This window comes from Azospirillum sp. INR13 (genome assembly GCF_015390205.1).
In the GTDB taxonomy this organism is placed as follows: domain Bacteria; phylum Pseudomonadota; class Alphaproteobacteria; order Azospirillales; family Azospirillaceae; genus Azospirillum.
In genome coordinates this window covers 1-17,096 of the sequence record NZ_VUOI01000034.1, presented here as the reverse complement: position 1 = coordinate 17,096, position 17,096 = coordinate 1, and the positions used below count along the sequence as shown (strand labels likewise).

Annotated in this window: 16 protein-coding genes and 1 pseudogene; 5 read left to right on the top strand and 12 right to left on the bottom strand. The window is 68.1% G+C overall.

Features of this window, described 5'->3' with window-relative positions:
- Positions 1-34 precede the first annotated feature (34 nt).
- Positions 35-2,815 (top strand): malto-oligosyltrehalose synthase, encoded by a 2,781-nt coding sequence (gene treY, locus F1643_RS18710; RefSeq protein ID WP_194914741.1) that lies wholly within the window; start codon positions 35-37, stop codon positions 2,813-2,815.
- A 113-nt stretch (positions 2,816-2,928) separates the two neighbouring features.
- On the opposite strand, the gene F1643_RS18705 is transcribed toward treY, so the two are convergent.
- Both F1643_RS18705 and F1643_RS18700 read right to left on the bottom strand, forming a co-directional pair.
- Positions 2,929-3,330 carry a hypothetical protein gene (locus tag F1643_RS18705; protein ID WP_194914739.1) on the bottom strand — a complete coding sequence of 134 codons (402 nt, stop codon included), beginning with the start codon at positions 3,328-3,330 and terminating at the stop codon, positions 2,929-2,931.
- Between the two features lie 307 nt (positions 3,331-3,637).
- Positions 3,638-4,078, bottom strand: coding sequence for a response regulator (locus tag F1643_RS18700; protein WP_370540702.1), 441 nt, complete (start codon positions 4,076-4,078; stop codon positions 3,638-3,640).
- A 234-nt stretch (positions 4,079-4,312) separates the two neighbouring features.
- Here F1643_RS18700 and F1643_RS18695 point away from each other — a divergent pair, with 234 nt between their 5' ends.
- Positions 4,313-4,531 (top strand): hypothetical protein, encoded by a 219-nt coding sequence (locus F1643_RS18695; protein ID WP_194914737.1) that lies wholly within the window; start codon positions 4,313-4,315, stop codon positions 4,529-4,531.
- Positions 4,532-4,539: 8 nt separating this feature from the next.
- On the opposite strand, the gene F1643_RS18690 is transcribed toward F1643_RS18695, so the two are convergent.
- The 10 genes and pseudogenes from F1643_RS18690 to F1643_RS18650 all read right to left on the bottom strand — a co-directional run bounded on the left by F1643_RS18690 (position 4,540) and on the right by F1643_RS18650 (position 13,209).
- A complete protein-coding gene (locus F1643_RS18690) occupies positions 4,540-5,322 on the bottom strand; it encodes an oxepin-CoA hydrolase, alternative type (protein ID WP_194914736.1) in 783 nt (260 codons plus the stop codon).
- Positions 5,319-5,762 (bottom strand): PaaI family thioesterase, encoded by a 444-nt coding sequence (locus tag F1643_RS18685; RefSeq protein WP_255543027.1) that lies wholly within the window; start codon positions 5,760-5,762, stop codon positions 5,319-5,321. Before F1643_RS18685 ends, F1643_RS18690 begins: the two co-directional genes overlap by 4 nt.
- Positions 5,762-6,484, bottom strand: coding sequence for an ABC transporter ATP-binding protein (locus F1643_RS18680; protein WP_194914734.1), 723 nt, complete (start codon positions 6,482-6,484; stop codon positions 5,762-5,764). The genes F1643_RS18685 and F1643_RS18680 overlap by 1 nt, the downstream gene beginning before the upstream one ends.
- A complete protein-coding gene (locus tag F1643_RS18675; RefSeq protein WP_194914732.1) occupies positions 6,481-7,206 on the bottom strand; it encodes an ABC transporter ATP-binding protein in 726 nt (241 codons plus the stop codon). Before F1643_RS18675 ends, F1643_RS18680 begins: the two co-directional genes overlap by 4 nt.
- On the bottom strand, positions 7,193-8,164 hold the full coding sequence (locus F1643_RS18670) for a branched-chain amino acid ABC transporter permease (protein ID WP_194914730.1): 972 nt from the start codon (positions 8,162-8,164) through the stop codon (positions 7,193-7,195). Before F1643_RS18670 ends, F1643_RS18675 begins: the two co-directional genes overlap by 14 nt.
- Positions 8,161-9,039, bottom strand: coding sequence for a branched-chain amino acid ABC transporter permease (locus F1643_RS18665; RefSeq protein WP_149228125.1), 879 nt, complete (start codon positions 9,037-9,039; stop codon positions 8,161-8,163). The genes F1643_RS18670 and F1643_RS18665 overlap by 4 nt, the downstream gene beginning before the upstream one ends.
- A gap of 238 nt (positions 9,040-9,277) precedes the next feature.
- The gene (locus F1643_RS18660; protein WP_194914728.1) at positions 9,278-10,456 is read right to left on the bottom strand and encodes an ABC transporter substrate-binding protein; all 1,179 of its coding nucleotides are present in this window, start codon (positions 10,454-10,456) and stop codon (positions 9,278-9,280) included.
- 37 nt (positions 10,457-10,493) lie between these two features.
- On the bottom strand, positions 10,494-10,934 hold the full coding sequence (locus F1643_RS25105) for a class I adenylate-forming enzyme family protein (RefSeq protein ID WP_370540701.1): 441 nt from the start codon (positions 10,932-10,934) through the stop codon (positions 10,494-10,496).
- Between the two features lie 45 nt (positions 10,935-10,979).
- Positions 10,980-12,025: pseudogene (locus F1643_RS18655) on the bottom strand (class I adenylate-forming enzyme family protein); the annotation flags it as partial.
- A gap of 32 nt (positions 12,026-12,057) precedes the next feature.
- Entirely contained in the window at positions 12,058-13,209 is a 1,152-nt protein-coding gene (locus F1643_RS18650; RefSeq protein WP_194914725.1) for an acyl-CoA dehydrogenase family protein, read from the bottom strand.
- Between the two features lie 246 nt (positions 13,210-13,455).
- On the opposite strand from F1643_RS18650, the gene F1643_RS18645 reads away from it, so the two are divergent.
- The 3 genes from F1643_RS18645 to F1643_RS25100 all read left to right on the top strand — a co-directional run.
- On the top strand, positions 13,456-14,163 hold the full coding sequence (locus F1643_RS18645; protein WP_194914723.1) for a glutathione binding-like protein: 708 nt from the start codon (positions 13,456-13,458) through the stop codon (positions 14,161-14,163).
- 190 nt (positions 14,164-14,353) lie between these two features.
- The gene (locus tag F1643_RS18640; RefSeq protein WP_255543026.1) at positions 14,354-15,544 is read left to right on the top strand and encodes a GNAT family N-acetyltransferase; all 1,191 of its coding nucleotides are present in this window, start codon (positions 14,354-14,356) and stop codon (positions 15,542-15,544) included.
- Positions 15,545-16,276: 732 nt separating this feature from the next.
- Positions 16,277-17,096: metallophosphoesterase (locus F1643_RS25100; protein ID WP_370540700.1), on the top strand; the 820-nt coding region annotated here is incomplete at its 3' end.

Sequence of the window (17,096 nt, the reverse complement as noted above, 5' to 3'; positions counted from 1 at the left end):
CTCCGCCACTCCCTATTCCGAGGAGCACACACCCATGGCCCCCGCCGCCGGCAAGCCGATCCCTCGTGCGACGTACCGGGTCCAACTGAATGGCGAATTCGGCTTCGACCGGACCGCCGCCATCGCCGACTATATCGCCCGCCTGGGCGTCAGCCATCTCTACGCCTCCCCCTACATGAAGGCGCGGCCGGGCAGCACCCATGGCTACGACATCGTCAACCACAACGAACTGAACCCGGAGGTCGGCGACCAGAACGACTTCCGCGATCTGGTGGAGGCGCTGAAGCGCAACAACCTCGGCCAAATCCTGGACTTCGTTCCCAACCACATGGGTGTCGGCGGGGCCGACAACGAATGGTGGCTGAACGTGCTGGAGTGGGGACCTGAGAGCCCGTATGCCGGGTATTTCGACATCGAATGGGAATCCGATTACCGCTACCTCCAGGGCAAGGTGCTGGTGCCCTTCCTGGGCGACCAATATGGCGCGGTGCTGGTGTCGGGGGGGCTGGAGCTGCGCTTCGACAGTGAGACCGGCAGCTTCGCGGTGTGGGCCTATGGCAGCCACAAGCTGCCGGTGCGGCCGCAGGATTACGGCACCATCCTCGGCACCGACCACCCGGATCTGGAGCGGATCGGCGACGCATTCGCCCATCTCGCCTACGCCCGGCCCCATCAGATCGCGCGGGCCGGCGTTCAGAAGGCGGAACTGGCGACACTGGTCGCGACGCGGCCGGACGTGGCCGACGCGATCAACCAGCGGCTGTCCGTCTTCCGCGGGTACCAGGGGGAGATCGACAGTTGGGGCCACCTGCGCGAGCTGATCGCCTGCCAGAACTGGCGCGTCGCCTATTTCAAGGTGGCGGCCGACGACATCAACTACCGCCGCTTCTTCAACATCAACGAGTTGGCCGGCCTGCGCATGGACGAGCCGGAGCTGTTCGACGTCGCCCACCGCATGGTGCTGATGATGGTGGAGGACGGCACGCTCGACGGCATCCGCATCGACCACATCGACGGGCTGATCGACCCCAAGGGCTATTGCGAGCGGCTGGTCGCGGCCTCCTCAAAGCCCTTCTATCTGGTGGTGGAGAAGATCCTCGCCCGGCATGAGCGGCTGCGCGAGGATTGGCCGATCGACGGCACGACCGGCTACGAATACGCCAACCTGATGGGCGGCCTGTTCGTCGATCCCAAGGCGGAGGAAGCCTTCACCCGCCTCTACGCCGACTTCATCGGCCGGCGCGACGATTTCGAAGAGGTGGTGCGGCAGTGCAAGATCCGCATCATGGAAAGCGAGATGGCGAGCGAGCTGAACGTGCTGTCGCGCAAGGCGGCGCGCATTGCCCGCTCCAACCCCGCCACCGCCGACTTCACCGCCAACATCCTGCATCAGGCCTTGAAGGAGACCATTGCCCGCTTCCCCGTCTACCGCACCTATGTCGACGGCGGCGTGCCGAGCGATCTCGACCGCCGCGACATCGACTGGGCGATTTCCCAGGCGAGACGGGCGGCACAGGGGCCGGACGGCTCGGTCTATGATTTCCTGCATCGGCTGCTGACCACCGATCTGGTGGCGGCACCGAAGAGCGGCTACAGCCACCGGCAGGTCACCCGCTTCGCCATGCGCTTCCAGCAGTACAGCGGACCGGTGATGGCCAAGGGGCTGGAGGACACCGCCTTCTACCGCTACAACCGGCTGGTGGCGTTGAACGAGGTCGGCGGCCATCCCGATCATTTCGGCGTCAGCGTCTCCGCCTTCCACCGCGCCAACCAGGATCGCGCCCGCAACTGGCCGGGCAACATGCTGGCAAGCACCACCCACGACACCAAGCGCGGCGAGGACACCCGCGCCCGGCTCTACGCCCTGTCGGAAATGCCGGAGGAGTGGGAACGGCAGGTCCAGACCTGGAGCCGGCTGCTGCGCGCCCGCCGCGGCGACGTGGAGGGCACCGCCCCGCCCGACCGCAACGACGAGTATCTGTTCTACCAGCTGCTGCTTGGCGCCTGGCCGGCTGAGCTGACCGGCGCCTCCGTCGAGCAGATCGAGCAGTCGGCGATGACCGCCTTCGCCGAGCGCATCGTCGGCGCCATGACCAAATCGATGCGCGAGGCCAAGGTCCATTCGACCTGGGCCGCACCCAACGAGGCCTATGAGGGGGCGGTCGTCAGCTTCATCCACGATGCCCTGGACGTCACCCGCCGCAATGCGTTCCTGGAGGCCTTCCTGCCCTTCCAGGCCTCGTTGGCGCGCATCGGCATGGTCAACGGGCTGTCCCAGACCCTGCTGAAGCTGACCAGCCCCGGCGTGCCTGACATCTACCAGGGCTGCGAGCTGTGGAACCTGAGCCTCGTCGATCCCGACAACCGCCTGCCGGTGGATTACGATGCCCGCCGCAGGCTGCTGGAGGAGGTGGAGGACGTGGTGGAGCGCGGCGCCGTCGCCGGCCTGTTGGAGCGCTGGACCGACGGCGCGGTGAAGCTGGCGGTGACCCGGCAGTCCCTGGCGGTGCGGGCGGAGAAGCCGGAGATCTTCAGCGCCGGCGAGTATCTTCCGCTGGAGGCGACCGGCGACCGCGCCGACCATGTGGTCGCCTATGCCCGCCGCGCCGGCGACGACACGGTGGTGGTGGCGGTGCCCAGGCTGGTCGGTCAGTTGGGCGGGACGCCGGACTGGGGCAACACTGCCATCCCGCTGCCGCGCGGCACCCGCTGGCGCAACCGCCTGACCGGGGCGGAGGTGGAGGGCGGCGACGCGGTCTCCGCCACGACGCTGTTCGCCGACCTGCCGGTGGCCTTGCTGTCGCGGGAGGGGTGAATCCTCCCTCTCCCCCCGGGGAGAGGGGATTCCTCCGGCTATCGACATCCAGAACAAAGCAAAAGGGCGCGCGGTTGATCCGCGCGCCCTTTCCATGTGTCAGGCCGACAGGATCAGCGGACCGTGCCGCCATTGCCCGTGGATGAAGTCCCGCCCATGGAGCCGGACGGCTGCTGCGTGCCGATCGGACCGTCGGAGCCGGTGCCCATCGAGCCGCTGTTGCCCAGGCTGTTGCCGCCCGTGCCATCGGTCGCGCTGGAGGACCCGGAACCGGCCATCGAACCGCTGTCCGTCGAGGACCCGCTGGTGCCGGCGCTGTTGCCGTCCACGCCGCCCATGCTGCCGCAGCCCAGCTGGTTGTTGTCGGTGCAGGGCGGGTTCGCCTGGTTGGAATTGGTGGTCGAACCGGCGCTGTTGGCCGCCGGACTGCCGGAGATTGAACCGCTGTCGGCGGCGAAGGCCGGGGCGACCATCAGGGCCAGGGCTGTGGCGGCGCCGATCATCAGGCTCTTCATGACGATTCCTTTCGCTGTTCCGCCCGTCGACGCCGGTGTGGCGGCGGCCGGGCGGCCTTGGTTTGGGGAACATCGAATTCCGTCTACGGAGGCATGGGTCCGGCCAAGCCGTGAGCCGGGAGCTGCAGGCCACCAGCCGGGTCCGTCCCCCGTATTCCACCCCACCAACAGCGGCCGGGCGGAATGATCGCGCCGATTTCGTATCCGTCACCGAACGCCCGCCGGTTCCCTCCCGGAAAGCCCCGGAAACAAAAACGCCCACCGAAGGGCGGGCGTTTTCGGATCGAATTGGCGGTCCGTGTGCCGGTCAGGCTGAGCGCACCTTGGGAAGGCCGGCAGCGAAGGCGGCGGAGCCGTGGAAGATCTCCAGCGCGTCCGGCTTGGACGACGGGCGCAACCCGCCCAGAATCTCCCCGGCGGCGCCGATGGCCTGGACCAGCGCGTCCGGCATCACCGGCTTGCGCAGCAGGCCCATGGCGAAGCTGCGGGCTTCCGCCGCATGGTGATCGAAACCGGTCATCAGCAGCGACGGGATGCCGTTCTCCTGCCACAGCCGCCGGGCCAGCACGAGGCCGTTCTCCCCACCGGCGAGATTGACGTCGACCAGCGCCAGGTCGGGACATTCGCGGGCACCGACCCGCGCGGCCTTGGCGGCGTCGCGCAACGGTCCGACCACGGTATAGCCCGCATTCTCCAGAACGGCCTTCACGGCCGGACCGATCAGCGGATCGTCCTCGACGACAAGCACCTTCAAGACGGCATGCTCCCTTGATCTAACCGAGCGGGCTTATAGCCCGCCCCGTCCGGTTTTCGAAGCCTGTTCGGCTTCGATCCACTGAACCGCCCATGTTTGTCGCGGTTCCGTCCCGTTCAAGAGGTCGAAGGGGTACCCCTTCCGGTGATGCAGCCCCACTGAACGTCCGGTCTGGAAACATACACCATCGCCGCCTGTTTTACTCTTACGCGTGAGAGGAATCAAACCATGGCATTCGTTGAGTTGACCGAGATATCGGGGGATACCGTTCTGGTGAACCCCATCGCCGTCGCCTATCTACGGGCCACCGCCGATGGCGGGACGGAGCTGCATTTCACCGGGCGGACCGAGCCGCTGCGGGTGCCGGGCGCGCCGTCCGACGTCGCCCGTTCCCTGGAAAACGCAGCTCCCACCCCGCCCGACCCGACCCTGTCGTTGCTGGCCTGACAGCCGGGTCAGCCGCGGGGGTAATTGGGCGCCCGCTTCTCGAAGAAGGCGGTGATGCCCTCCGCCGCCTCCGCGCCATGCAGGGCCTCGACGAAGAAGGCAGCCTCGCGGTCGAGCTGGTCGTCGGGCGCGCCGAAGCCGGACTCGATCAGCCGCTTCGCCCGGCCGATGGCCAGCGTCGGCCCGTCTGCCAGCCGCTCCGCCCAGGCCATTGCCTCGGCGAGCGCGGTGCCGGACGCCGCCACACGGTTGACGATGGCGAGCTGCGCCAGCCGCGCGGCACCGATCCTGCCGCCTTCGAACATGATCTCGGCTGCCAGCTGCGGCGTAGCGGCGCGGGCGAGGAAGGCCGACGCGCCGCCGTCCGGGTTCAGCCCGACCTTCACATAGGCCAGGGTGAACACCGCATCCTCCGCCGCGACGATCAGGTCGCACCCCAATGCCACCGAGAATCCCGCCCCGGCGGCGGCCCCTTCCACGGCGGCGATCACCGGCTTGGGGCAGGCGCGCATGGCGCGGGTCCAGCCATGGAAGCGCTCCAGGCTGCCGCGGGTCACCTCCGGGTCGGCCTTGGCGTTGCCGAGCAGCCGGCCGAGGTTGCCGCCGGAACAGAAGGTGCCGTTGGCCCCGGTCAGGACGATGGCCCCCACCCCCGGATCCTCGGCGGCCTGGACCAGGGCGTCGCGGGCGGCGGCCATCATTTCCGGCCCCAGCGCGTTCTTGGTGGCAGCGTCGTCCATGGTCAGCACCATCACGCGGCCCTGGCGCGCGACGGTCAGTTGTCCGCTCATATCTCGGTTCCCTCCCGGTTCTCGCTGCCCGGCCGGTATTTGAACATGCCTTCCGACGTGGCGATCAGGGCGCCGGTGTCGCCGTGGCGGATCTCCGCCGCCACCCCGATGATCTTGCGCCCGCCGCCGCGCAGCCGGCCGGTGGCGACCAGCCTACCGGTGCGCGCCTGTCCCAGGAAGCTCGTCGACAGCGACAGCGTCACCACCCGCCGCACCCGGCCGGGAAAGGGACAATATGTTGCCGAGAATCCGGAAACCGTGTCCAAAAGCGTCGCCAGAACCCCGCCATGCACCACGCCGGCCCGGTTCAGGTGGCGCTCGTCGATGGCCATCGTCAGCTCCGCCTCCCCCTCCTCCCAGCGACTCAAGGCGTAGCCCAGCAGTCTCTGGAATCCCGATTCCGGCTCCCCGTTCAGCAGATCGTCCATACCCTGTCCCATCACGCAGCTGTTTCGTGCGCGAAGTAAAGCGCGTGCAGGCGGTCCAGGTCCACCCGGTCGCCGCGTTCCGACAGCACGACCTTGCCGGACTGCATCAGATAGACGTGATCGGCGATCTTCAGGGCGCGGCTGGTGTTCTGCTCCACCAGCAGGATGGTCAGCCCTTCCGCCCGCAGGCGGGCGAGGATGCGGAAGATCTCGTCCACCACCACGGGGGCAAGGCCCAGCGACGGCTCGTCGATCAGGCAGACCCGCGGCTGTTCCATCAGGCCGCGGCCGATGGCGAGCATCTGCGCCTCGCCGCCCGACAGGGTGCCGGCGATCTGGCCGCGCCGTTCCGCCAGCCGTGGGAACATGTCCAGGACCATCGCCTTGTTGCGCTTCCAATCCCTGCGGCAACCGCGCGGGAAGGCGCCCATCATCAGGTTGTCCTCCACCGTCATATCGGGGAAGATCATCCGGCCTTCGGGGATCATCACCACCCCGTCGGCCACCCGGTCCCAGGTCTTCACCGCCTTGCGGCTCTGCCCGTCGACGCGGATGTCGCCGGAGGTGGCGGGCACCAGCCCCATGATGGCGCGCAGCAGCGTGGTCTTGCCGGCGCCGTTCGGGCCGACGATCACCGTGGTCTTGCCGGTCTCCACCGACAGCGAGACGTCCCACAGCACGTTGATGGCGCCATAGCCGGCGCGCAGCGTCAGGATGTCGAGCGCATTGGTCATGACGCCTCCGCAAGCGTGGTTTCGCCGGTGTAGCTGCGGATCACCTCCGGGTCGCGGAACACCGCGTCGGGGGAGCCGTCGGCGATGATCTGGCCGAAGTTCAGCACCAGCACCCGCGGGCAGAGCGCGGCGATGGTGGCGATGTCGTGCTCGATGATGACCATGGCGAGGCGATAGCGGTCGCGCACCGCCGCCAGCCGTTCCATGAAGGCGCGCTTGCCGCTGGTCTCCAGCCCGGCCAGCACCTCGTCGAGCAGGAGCAGGCTGGGCTCGGTCGCCAGCGCCTTGCCGACCTCCAGCGCCTTATGCTCGGTCAGCGCCAGCTCGGTGGTGGCGTCGCGGTCGGCCTTGTCGCGCAGGTTCAGGATGTCGAGGATCTCGTCGATCCGCCCGGGATCCTTCTTGCCGGCGCCGAAGCGCTGGGCGACCAGCAGATTCTCCCGCACCGTGCAGTGGCCGAAGGGGCGCGGGATCTGGAAGCTGCGGCCGATGCCGAGCCGCGCCCGCTTCCATTCCGGCAGCTTCAGCAGCGACGTGCCGCGGAAGTCCAGTCGCCCGGCGGTCGGCCGCACCACGCCGGAGATGACGTTGAACAGCGTGGTCTTGCCGGCGCCGTTGGGTCCGACCAGCCCGATGCTCTCTCCTTCGGCAATGGAGAAGCTGGCGCATTTCAATGCCTGGACCCCGCCGAAATTGACCTGGACGCCGTCAAGCGTGAGCATGGCGGTTCTCCTTCACCGGGCGGCGGCTGAGCGCCGGCATCAGGCCGCCGGGGCTGAACAGGATCATGGCGCAGAGCAGCACGCCCAGGATCATCTGGTGGCCGTGCGGCAGGATCGGCTTGAACAGAAGCTGGTCGACCAGATAGATCGCCAGCGCCCCCACCACCGGACCCCACACCGTGCGGTAGCCGCCGAAGATCGCCGCGGCGATGGGCAGAACGGTCCATCCGCTGGAAAAGGCATAGTCGGGGTCGAGGAAGCTGATGAAATGGGCATTGAAGGCGCCGACCACCCCGGTGATGAAGGCCGACAGTACCAGCATCGCCGCCTTCAGATGCGTGCTGGGCACGCCGACGACGCGGGTGGCGACCTCGGTGTCGTGCATCGCCTTCAGGGCAAGGCCCCAGGTGCTGCGCCGGATGGCGTCATAGGCGAGCGCCGCCAGCACCACGATGGTCAGCACGATCAGGTAGCCGCCGGTCTTGTCGCCGAAATCGAAGCCCAGCACGGTGGGAAAGCGCGGGATCGACAGCAGCCCGCCGGCCCCGCCGGTGACCGGCGTCATCTCCGTCGCCAGGATCTGGAAGATGTGGGCATAGGCGAGGATGGCGAGCGCGAAGTAAGGGCCGCGCAGCCGCAGCGCCGGCAGCATGGCGATGGACGACACCGCCGCCCCCAGCCCGCCCAGCAGCATGGCCGCGAAGACCGGCACCCCCAGCTTCATCGCCAGCACGGCCGAGGTGTAGGACCCCACCCCGAAAAAGGCGGCGTGGCCGAAGCTGACCATCCCGCCGAGATTACCGAGCAGCGCCCAGGCCACCGCCACCCCGGCGATGGTCAGCGCCGCTACGATCAGCCCCAGCACATAGGCGTTGCCGCCGAAGACCAGAGGCACGCCGACATAGGCGACGGCGAGCGCCACGGCCAGAAGAATGCGGTTCGTCAGGGCATTGCTCATCGCGCCAGCGCCCTCCCCCCGCCGAACAGGCCCGAAGGCGAGACGAACAGCACGACCAGGAACAGGATCATTCCCGCCAACTCCTGCAGCGAGGCCGACAGATAGGTGACCGTCAGCGATTCGATGACGCCGATCATGACGGCGCCGATCAGCACGCCGGGGATCGACCCCATCCCGGCCAGCACGGTGATGATGAAGGCCTTGACCGTCAGCACATGGCCCAAGGCCGGGAAGACGGTCTTGCCGGTGTAGATGGCGAAGCCGGCGAAGGTGGCGAGCAGGGCGGCGATCATGAAGGACAGGATCTCGATCTTCCGCGGGTTGACGCCCATCAGCGTTGCCGCCGCCCGGTTCGACGACAGCGCCCGCACCGCGCGCCCCTGCCAGGAATGGTTCAGCCACCACCAGACCCCGGCCATCAGCACCAGCCCGCCGACGAAGGCCGCGACCTCCGCGTTCATCGCGAACAGCGTGTCGGCAACCACCATGGAGTCCTGGAACCAGGGATCGGAGGTCGACCGGATATCGGCCGCCCAGATCGACAGGATGGTGTTGGTCAGGATGATCCCCAGCCCGAAGGTGAGGATGAGGGAATTGATCTCGCGGTCCTGGTCGATGCGGCTGAGCAGGGCATAGACGAGAGCAGATGCCGCCGCGACGATCACCAGCGCCACCGGGATCGCCAGCACCGGAGAGACGCCATAGTTGGATTCGGCGGCGTAGGCGACATAGGCGGCCAGCAGCACCAGCTCGCCATGGGCGAGGTTGATGACCCGCATGGTCCCGAACACCAGCGCCAACCCGACCGCCACGGTCGCGTAATAGCCGCCGGCGAGCAGGCCGGAGAACAGTGCCTGGAGCGTCAGTTCAAGCATGGATTGCGCCCTGTTGGGGGTGGCGGGGTTTGCAAAGGTGGTCGCACTTGCCCCCACCCTCCCCACGGCTGCTGCCGCGGGTCCCCTCCCTCCCCCGCTTCGCAAGGGAGGGCGATTTTCCCTCCCCCGCCCAGCTATCGCACAAAGCAAGCTTTGTGCTGTCGCGACAGGCGGACCGAAGGTCCGCTGAGAGCGGGGGAGGGTCAGGGTGGGGGCTAACCTTCCCACCCCCATCCACTCACCACGGCACCGCCGGGAAGTTCATCTTGCCGTTGGCGGCGTCCTGCGGCCAGACCAGGACCACCTTGCCGCCCTGGTGCTGGCCCATGCGGTGGGTGAAGTTCAGGTTGTCGCCGTTCTTGTCGAAGGTGACGCGGCCGATCAGGGTGTTGGCGTCGGTCTTGCGCAGCTCGTCCGGCAGTCCGCCCTTGCCCAACGTCCCGGCCTCGTCGGCGCGGACGACGGCGTCGATCAGCAGGCGGGTCTGGACATAGCCGAACTGGCCCAGATAGTCGGGGTCCTTGTTGAACAGCCTCTTGTAGGTCGCGGCGAACTCCACCGCTTCCGGCTGGGTGAATTCCACCGGATAAGGCAGCATGGAGGTGCCGTAGACATTCTCCATCAGGTCGGGGAATTCCTTGGCCATCTGCGCGGTGGCGAGCGACCAGACGCCGACCACCGCCTTGACCTGCGGCTTCAGCACCTTGGACGCCCGCAGGATGCCGACATAGTCGTTCTCGTAGCCGACCATGGCGATGACGTCGGGGCGGTCCTGCAGCTTCACCTTGTTCATCAGCGGCTTGAAGTCGCTGGTGGAGCCGTCGAACTCGTGCATGCCCACGGCGACGCCCTTGGCGGCCAGCGCGGTGTTGACCTGCTTGGCGAGGCTGCTGGTGGCGTCCTTGTTCAGGTAGACGATGGAGACCTTCTTGGCGCTCATGTCCTGCAGCAGGCCGATCATGGCCAGCGCATAGCCGTCGGTGTTGTTGATGCGGAAGAAAGTGGGATAGCCGCGCTGGGTCAGTTCCGGCGACACGCCGCCCGACGTGATGTAGACCAGCCCGGCCTTCTGCGCCGCCTCCGACGCCGGGCCGATGATGTTGGAGCCGTAGCCGCCGGTGATCGCCACCACCCCGTCGCCGACCAGCTTTTCCACCGCTGCCACGCCCTTGGCGGGGGAGGTCTCGTCGTCGATGGTCTGGACCTTGAAGCTGTGCTTGCCGGCATAGCTCTTGTTCGCCATCTCGACGGCGACGGCGATGCCTTCATGCATACCCTGGCCGACGCGGGCGAGGCTGCCGGTCAGCGGCAGTTCGGAACCCAGCAGGAATTCCTTGGCCTGCGCCGCCCCGGCGCCGAGCGCCACGGAGATGGCGAGGGCCGAGACTGTGACGAGATGGGCAAGTGTCCGCTTCATGGTCTTGTTTCCTCCCACAGGATTTTGTTTGTTGACGTCAGGCGGCCATCACCTCGGCGGCCAAGGCCCTGAGGCCGCTCTTCAGCAGCTTGCCGGTCGGGCTGGCCGGCAGGGCGTCCAGGGCGACGATGCGCGACGGGCGCTTGTAGGGGGCCAGCCGCTCGGCGGCCCAGGCCTTCAACTCGTCCTCCGAGGCGCCGCGGCCGGGGACGAACTGGACGAAGGCCACCACCTCCTCGTTGCCGGCGACGGCGTGGCCGACCACGGCGGCCAGCGTCACCGCCGGGTGGCTGGTCAGAACGCCCTCCACTTCCTCCGGATAGACGTTGAAGCCGGAGTGGATGACGATCTCACGGATGCGCCCGACCACCGTGACGCAGCCGTCCGGCTCCAGCCGGGCGACGTCGCCGGTCTTCAGCCAGCCGTCGTCGGTGATGACCTGGGCGGTCAGCGCCGGTTCGCGGTAATAGCCGAGCATCACGTTGGGCGCGCGGACCCATAACTCTCCCGGCTCGCCATCGGCCACGTCGCGGCCTGTGACATGATCGACGAAGCGCATCTCCACCAGCGGCAGGGCCGGGCCGATGGAGGTGTCGCCGCGCGGCGCGTCCAACCGGGTCTGCGTCACGGTCGGCGAGCATTCGGTCAGGCCGTAGCCGTTGTGCAGGGCCAAGCCGAAGACCCGCTCCACCGCCAGCTTGAGGTCGAGGTCCAGCACCGAGCCGCCCGAGGACAAGTAGCGCAAGGCCGGAGCATCCGGCGTCCGGCCGGTGACGGTGGCATGCTCCACCAGCTTGGCGTACATGGCTGGAACACCCTGGAACACGGTCACGCCATCCTGTTCCAAGGCCTGCCAAACGGCAGCGGGGGCAAAGCGGGGGACCGTGTGCAGGCAGCCGCCGCATAGAGCGTGCCGAGGCAGGTGGAGGCCAGCCCGAAGACATGGCTGACCGGCAGCACGCCATAGGTGCGGTCGCTGGGTCCCAGCCCGCGCATCCAGCCCGACACCGAGGCGACAAACAGCAGGCCGCGGTGCGACAGCATCACACCCTTCGGCTTGCCGGTGGTGCCGGAGGTGTAGATCAGCGCGCCGACCTGCCGCTGGTTGCCGGCATGGACCGGCTCCGGATCGGCCTCCAGCAGCAGGCCGACCGCCATCGGCGGCAACTCCGCATCGCCGAGCGGTTCGGCGCCGTGGCGGGCGGCATGGGTGGCGGCGTCGGGGGATACCGTATCGGTATAGAAGATCCGGCGCGGCCGGCAATGGTCGCGGATGCTGTCGATCTCGCGGTCGGACAGGCGGGCATTGACGATGACGGGCCAGGCATCGCGCTCGCTTGCCGCCAGGATCAGCGTGACGGCGGCGAGGCCGTTCTCGCAGACGATCATCACCCGGTCGCCGCCGCGCACGCCCAGCCGGTCGAAATGGCCGGCGGCGCGCCCGACCGCCCCGGCAAGCCGGAGATAGCTCCATTCCTGCACCCCATCGAACAGGGCGGGAGCGTCCGGCGTCCGTTCCGCCCAGGCGAGCGCCGCGTGGCTGATCCGCGGCGGCAGCGCCGCCACCATGCGAGCGAAATCGGGAACCGGCCGCCCGACGGTCATGCCGCCTCCCGGATCATGTTGCGGGCGATGACGAGCTGCTGGATCTGGGTGGTGCCTTCGTAGATGCGGAACAGGCGGACGTCGCGGTAGAAGCGCTCGACCCCGTAATCGGCGATGTAGCCGGCCCCGCCATGGATCTGCACCGCCCGGTCGGCGACGCGGCCGACCATCTCCGTCGAGAACAGCTTGCAGCAGGCGGCATCGGTGTTGACGTTCTGCCCGGCGTCGCGGCGGCGCGCCGTCTCCAGCACCATGCAGCGGGCGGCATAGGCCTCCGCTCGGCTGTCGGCCAGCATCGCCTGGATCAGCTGGAATTCGGCGATCGGCTGGCCGAACTGCTTGCGCTCCATCGCATAGGACAGGCTGTCGCGGATCAGCCGCTCCGCCAGACCGACGCAGACCGCACCGATGTGCAGCCGGCCGCGGTCCAGCACCTTCATCGCCGTCTTGAAGCCCTGCCCTTCCCGCCCGCCCAGGATGGCGCTGGCCGGAACGCGGCAGTCCTCGAAGATGACGTCGCAGGTGTGGGCGCCCTTCTGGCCCATCTTCCTGTCGATGGGGCCGAGCGACAGGCCAGGCGTCCCGGCTTCCACCAGGAAGGCCGACACACCGCGGGCGTCGCGGCTGTCCAGATCGGTGCGGGCGAAGACGGTGAAGAGACCGGCCTGCGGCGCGTTGGTGATGTAGCGCTTGGTGCCGTTCAGGATGAAATGGTCGCCATCGCGGCGCGCGGTGGTGCGGAGCGAGCCGGCATCCGATCCCGATTCCGGCTCGGTCAGGGCGAAGGCGCCGACGATCTCGCCCGCGGCCAGACGCGGCAGATAGGTGCGCTTCTGCTCCTCCGTGCCGTCGATGACGATGCCCTGGGAGCCGATGCCGTTATTGGTGCCGATCAGCGAGCGGAAAGCCGGGGAGGTCTGGCCCAGCTGGAAGGCGACCTGCACCTCGTCAGCCATCGACAGGCCGAGTCCGCCGTACTCTTCCGGGATCGACAGGCCGAACAGGCCCATCTCGCGCATCGCAGCGATCACCTCGGCCGGGATGGCGTCGTCCTCCGCCACCTTGTGCTCCAGCGGGACCAGCTTTTCGCGGACGAAGCGCCCCAGCGTGTCCAGCAGTTGATCCAAAACGTCCTTGTCCAAGGCCATGCGTGCTCTCCGTCCGGGGAGAATGATTTCAAGGGAAACCAAGGATCGAGGGGCATTAACGGGGGGCACCGCCTCGTCTGTTCGTTGGCCAAGCTGACAGAGGCGGCGAGGGCTGTCAACAAAATGAAATTGCATTTCGTTACGCGAAATTAAGGAGATGAGCCGAAGGGCTGCTCCGCGTCGGAGCGGGCTTGCCAGCCGGAACGAAGCGTTTAACCTTTCCCGCAAATCACTGGAGGGTTTGGGATGATCGACCTTTATTTCTGGCCGACGCCGAACGGCCACAAGATCACGATCTTTCTGGAGGAAGCCGGGCTGGACTACCGGTTCGAACCGGTGAACATCTCCACCGGCGACCAGTTCAAGCCGGAATTCCTGGCCTTCTCGCCCAACAACCGCATGCCGGCGATCATCGACCGCGCCCCCGCCGATGGCGGCGAGCCGATCACCGTCTTCGAATCCGGCGCCATCCTGGTCTATCTGGCCGAGAAGACCGGCAAGTTCCTGCCCACCGACCTGCGTGGCCGCAAGACGGTGCTGGAATGGCTGTTCTGGCAGGTGGGCGGCCTCGGCCCGATGGCCGGGCAGAACCACCATTTCGTCCAATACGCGCCGGAACGCATCCCCTACGCCATGGAGCGCTACGTCAAGGAGACCGGGCGCCTCTATGGCGTGATGGACAAGCGCCTTGCCGACAACGAGTTCCTGGGCGGGGCGGAGCTGTCCATCGCTGACATGGCCAGCTATCCCTGGATCGTGCCGCATGAACGCCAGCAGCAGGATCTGGACAGCTTCCCCAACCTGAAGCGCTGGTTCGACGCGATCAAGGAGCGGCCGGCGGTGGTGCGCGCCTATGAGAAGGGGCAGGCCGTCAATCCCAACCGCACGCCCACGGTGAACGACGAGAGCAAGAAGATCCTGTTCGGCCAGTCCGCCGACACGGTCAAGCGCTGAAGATTGGTTCACGCGTCTCCCTCTCCCCCCTGGGGAGAGGGGATGAAAGGCGTTTCCGTATAGGTGCGCAATCTTTTGCGGCATCCTTTCGCGCCGCACAGGCTTTCGGGTGCCCCCGGCCTAGACGGGACCGTTTCTAAGACCAGCGTGTTGTTTTCGGTAGGGAATATCTTCCGGAGACGCCGCGCCGATGAGCATCTGGCCCCGCACCGACTCCGACGGCATCGCCAGCGATACGGCGACCGGCACGGCCACCGAATCCACTCCCCATACCACTGCCCCTGCCACCATCGACATCGCCCTGCATCCACTGCCTCCCCTGCCCAAGCTGGCGCAGGTCTGGGCGGGTCTGGAGGCGCGCGCCGACTCCTCCTTCTTCCTGTCCTGGTCCTGGATCGGTCCCTGGCTGGCGCAGATGCCGGCCGGGATCGAGGCGCGGTTGCTGCTTGCCCGGCGGGGAGGCGAGTTGGTCGGGCTGGCCGTGCTCTGCCCGCGCAAGCGGCGGCGTCTCGGCCTGCTGCCCAGCCGATGCTGGATGTTGCACGAAACGGGCGACCGCGGTTATGACCGGCTGTTCATGGAATACAACGGCATCCTCGCCGACCGCCGCTTCGCCGACGAGGTGACGGACGCCGCCCTGCACTGGCTGGGCGCCCGGCTGTCCGCCAATGACGAGCTGGTGCTGGGCGGGCTGACCCCGGCGGCGGAGCGTGCCGCCCGGCGCGTTGCGGCGCGGACGGGCCACTCTCTGCAGCTGCGCATCGCCGATTCCGCGCAATGGGTGGATATGGCGCCGGTCAGGGCAGCGGGCGGCGATTTCCGCGCCGGGCTCGGCCGCAACACGCGGGCGGCGGTGAACCGCAGCGAACGGCTCTACCGTGCCCGCGGCGGGCTGGATTACCGCGTCGCCACCACCGTCGAGGAGGCGCTTGAGGATTTCGCGGCGCTGGAGGTGCTGCATCAGGCCGGCTGGAAGGCCCGCAGGCAGGCCGGCGCCTTCGCCAACCCAGCCTTCCGCCCCTTCCACGAACAGCTGATCACGCAGGGCGTGCCGAGCGGCACGGTGCGCCTGTGCCGGATCAGCGCCGGAGGCCAGCCCATCGGCTACCTCTACAACTTCGTCCACCGCAACCGGGTCCTGAATTACCAGGGCGGCTTCGCATTCGAGGCGGACAACCGGCTGAAGCCCGGATTGCTCAGCCATGTGCTGGCCGTCGAGGACGCGTTGGCCCGCGGCGAGGATTGCTACGACTTCATGTCGACCCCGGCTGGACACAAACCGCTGCTGTCCAATGCCGAACAGCCGATGAACTGGCTGACGCTCGGTCCCGACCGGGTCAGCCGGCGGTGGAGGCGTATTGCCGACGGGCGCGAGGGCTGATGATCGATACGGTCAAACGGTCGCTGCGCGGCTGGACCGCGCCGGCCAAGGGTATCTGAGGGGGGAGGCGTGCGAATGACCAAAAGGAAGACCGGGGCTCTCGCCTGCGTTCTGGGCGACATGGATCTGGTGCGCCCGCTGGGGCTGGCGGGTGTCCGCTGCGCCGTGGTCGGGCCACCCGGCGGCGCCAGCGCCCATTCCCGCTTCACCGAACGGCTGATCCCGTGGGAGGGCGGCTGTGACGACGCGCTCGTGGATCGGCTGCTGCGTTTCGGCGCAGCCCAGCCCGACAAGCCGGTGCTCTATATGGAGGAGGATGCCCAGCTGCTGATGGTGTCGCGCCATCGCGACCGGCTGGCCGCGGTCTTCCGCTTCGCGCTCGCCGACGTCGATCTGGTGGAGACGCTGGTCGACAAAGGCCGCTTCCAGGCACTGGCGGAACGGCTGGGTCTGCCGGTTCCGCGCACCCGGCGGCTCCGCCCGCTTCCGGGCAGCGAGGCGCCCGAGCTGGACCTGCGCTATCCCGTCATCGTCAAGCCGCTGACCCGCCGTCCGCCCTGGGACGAGATCGAAGGGCTGGGCAAGGCGATCCGGCTGGAGGGGCCGGAGGACCTGCGCGCGCTCTGGCCGCGGCTGATCCCGGTCGGCATCGACCTGCTGGCGCAGGAACTGATCCCCGGACCGGAAACGCGAATCGAAAGCCACCATGTCTATATCGACGACGCCGGCGCCGTGGCGGGCGAGTTCACCGGACGCAAGATCAGGACCTACCCGGTCGATTACGGCCACAGCACCGCGCTGACCATCACCGACATCGACGGCGAAGGAGCCGACGTCGCTGCCCTGGGCCGGGAGATCGCGGCCGGCCTCGGTCTTACAGGCGTCGCCAAGTTCGACTTCAAGCGCGATCCGGACGGCCGCCTGCACCTGCTGGAGATCAACCCGCGCTTCAACCTGTGGCACCATCTGGGCGCCGTCGCCGGGGTGAACCTGCCGGCCATCGTCCATGCCGACCTGACCGGCCGTCCCCGCCCTGCCCCGGCCAAGGCGCGGCCCGGCGCCTGCTGGTGCCACATCAGCAAGGACCGGATGGCGGCGCGCGACAGCGGCGTGCCGATGGCGCACTGGCTCGCCTGGGTCGCGCGGTGCGAGGCGAAGGCGATCACCCCCGACGATCCGATGCCCTTCCTGCGGCCTAAGCTGGACCGGCTGCTCGCCCGCTTCCCGGCGGCGCCCGCCCGCCCCGCCTCGCCAAGCCGTGATTGGAGAACCATGAAGATCGCGCTGATCTCCGACATCCACGCCAATCTGGAAGCCCTTCAGGCGACCTTCGACGCCATGCGGGCAGAGGGGGTGGAGCGCATCGTCTGCCTGGGCGACATCGTCGGCTACAACACCGATGCCGCCGCCTGCATCGCCCTGCTGCGGCAGGCAGGGGCGGTCTGCATCGCCGGCAACCATGACCGCGCGGTGACCGGCGCCATCGGGACAGAGGGATTCAGCGGTCCGGCGGCGCGCGCCGTCGACTGGACCCGGCGGCGGCTGGATGAGG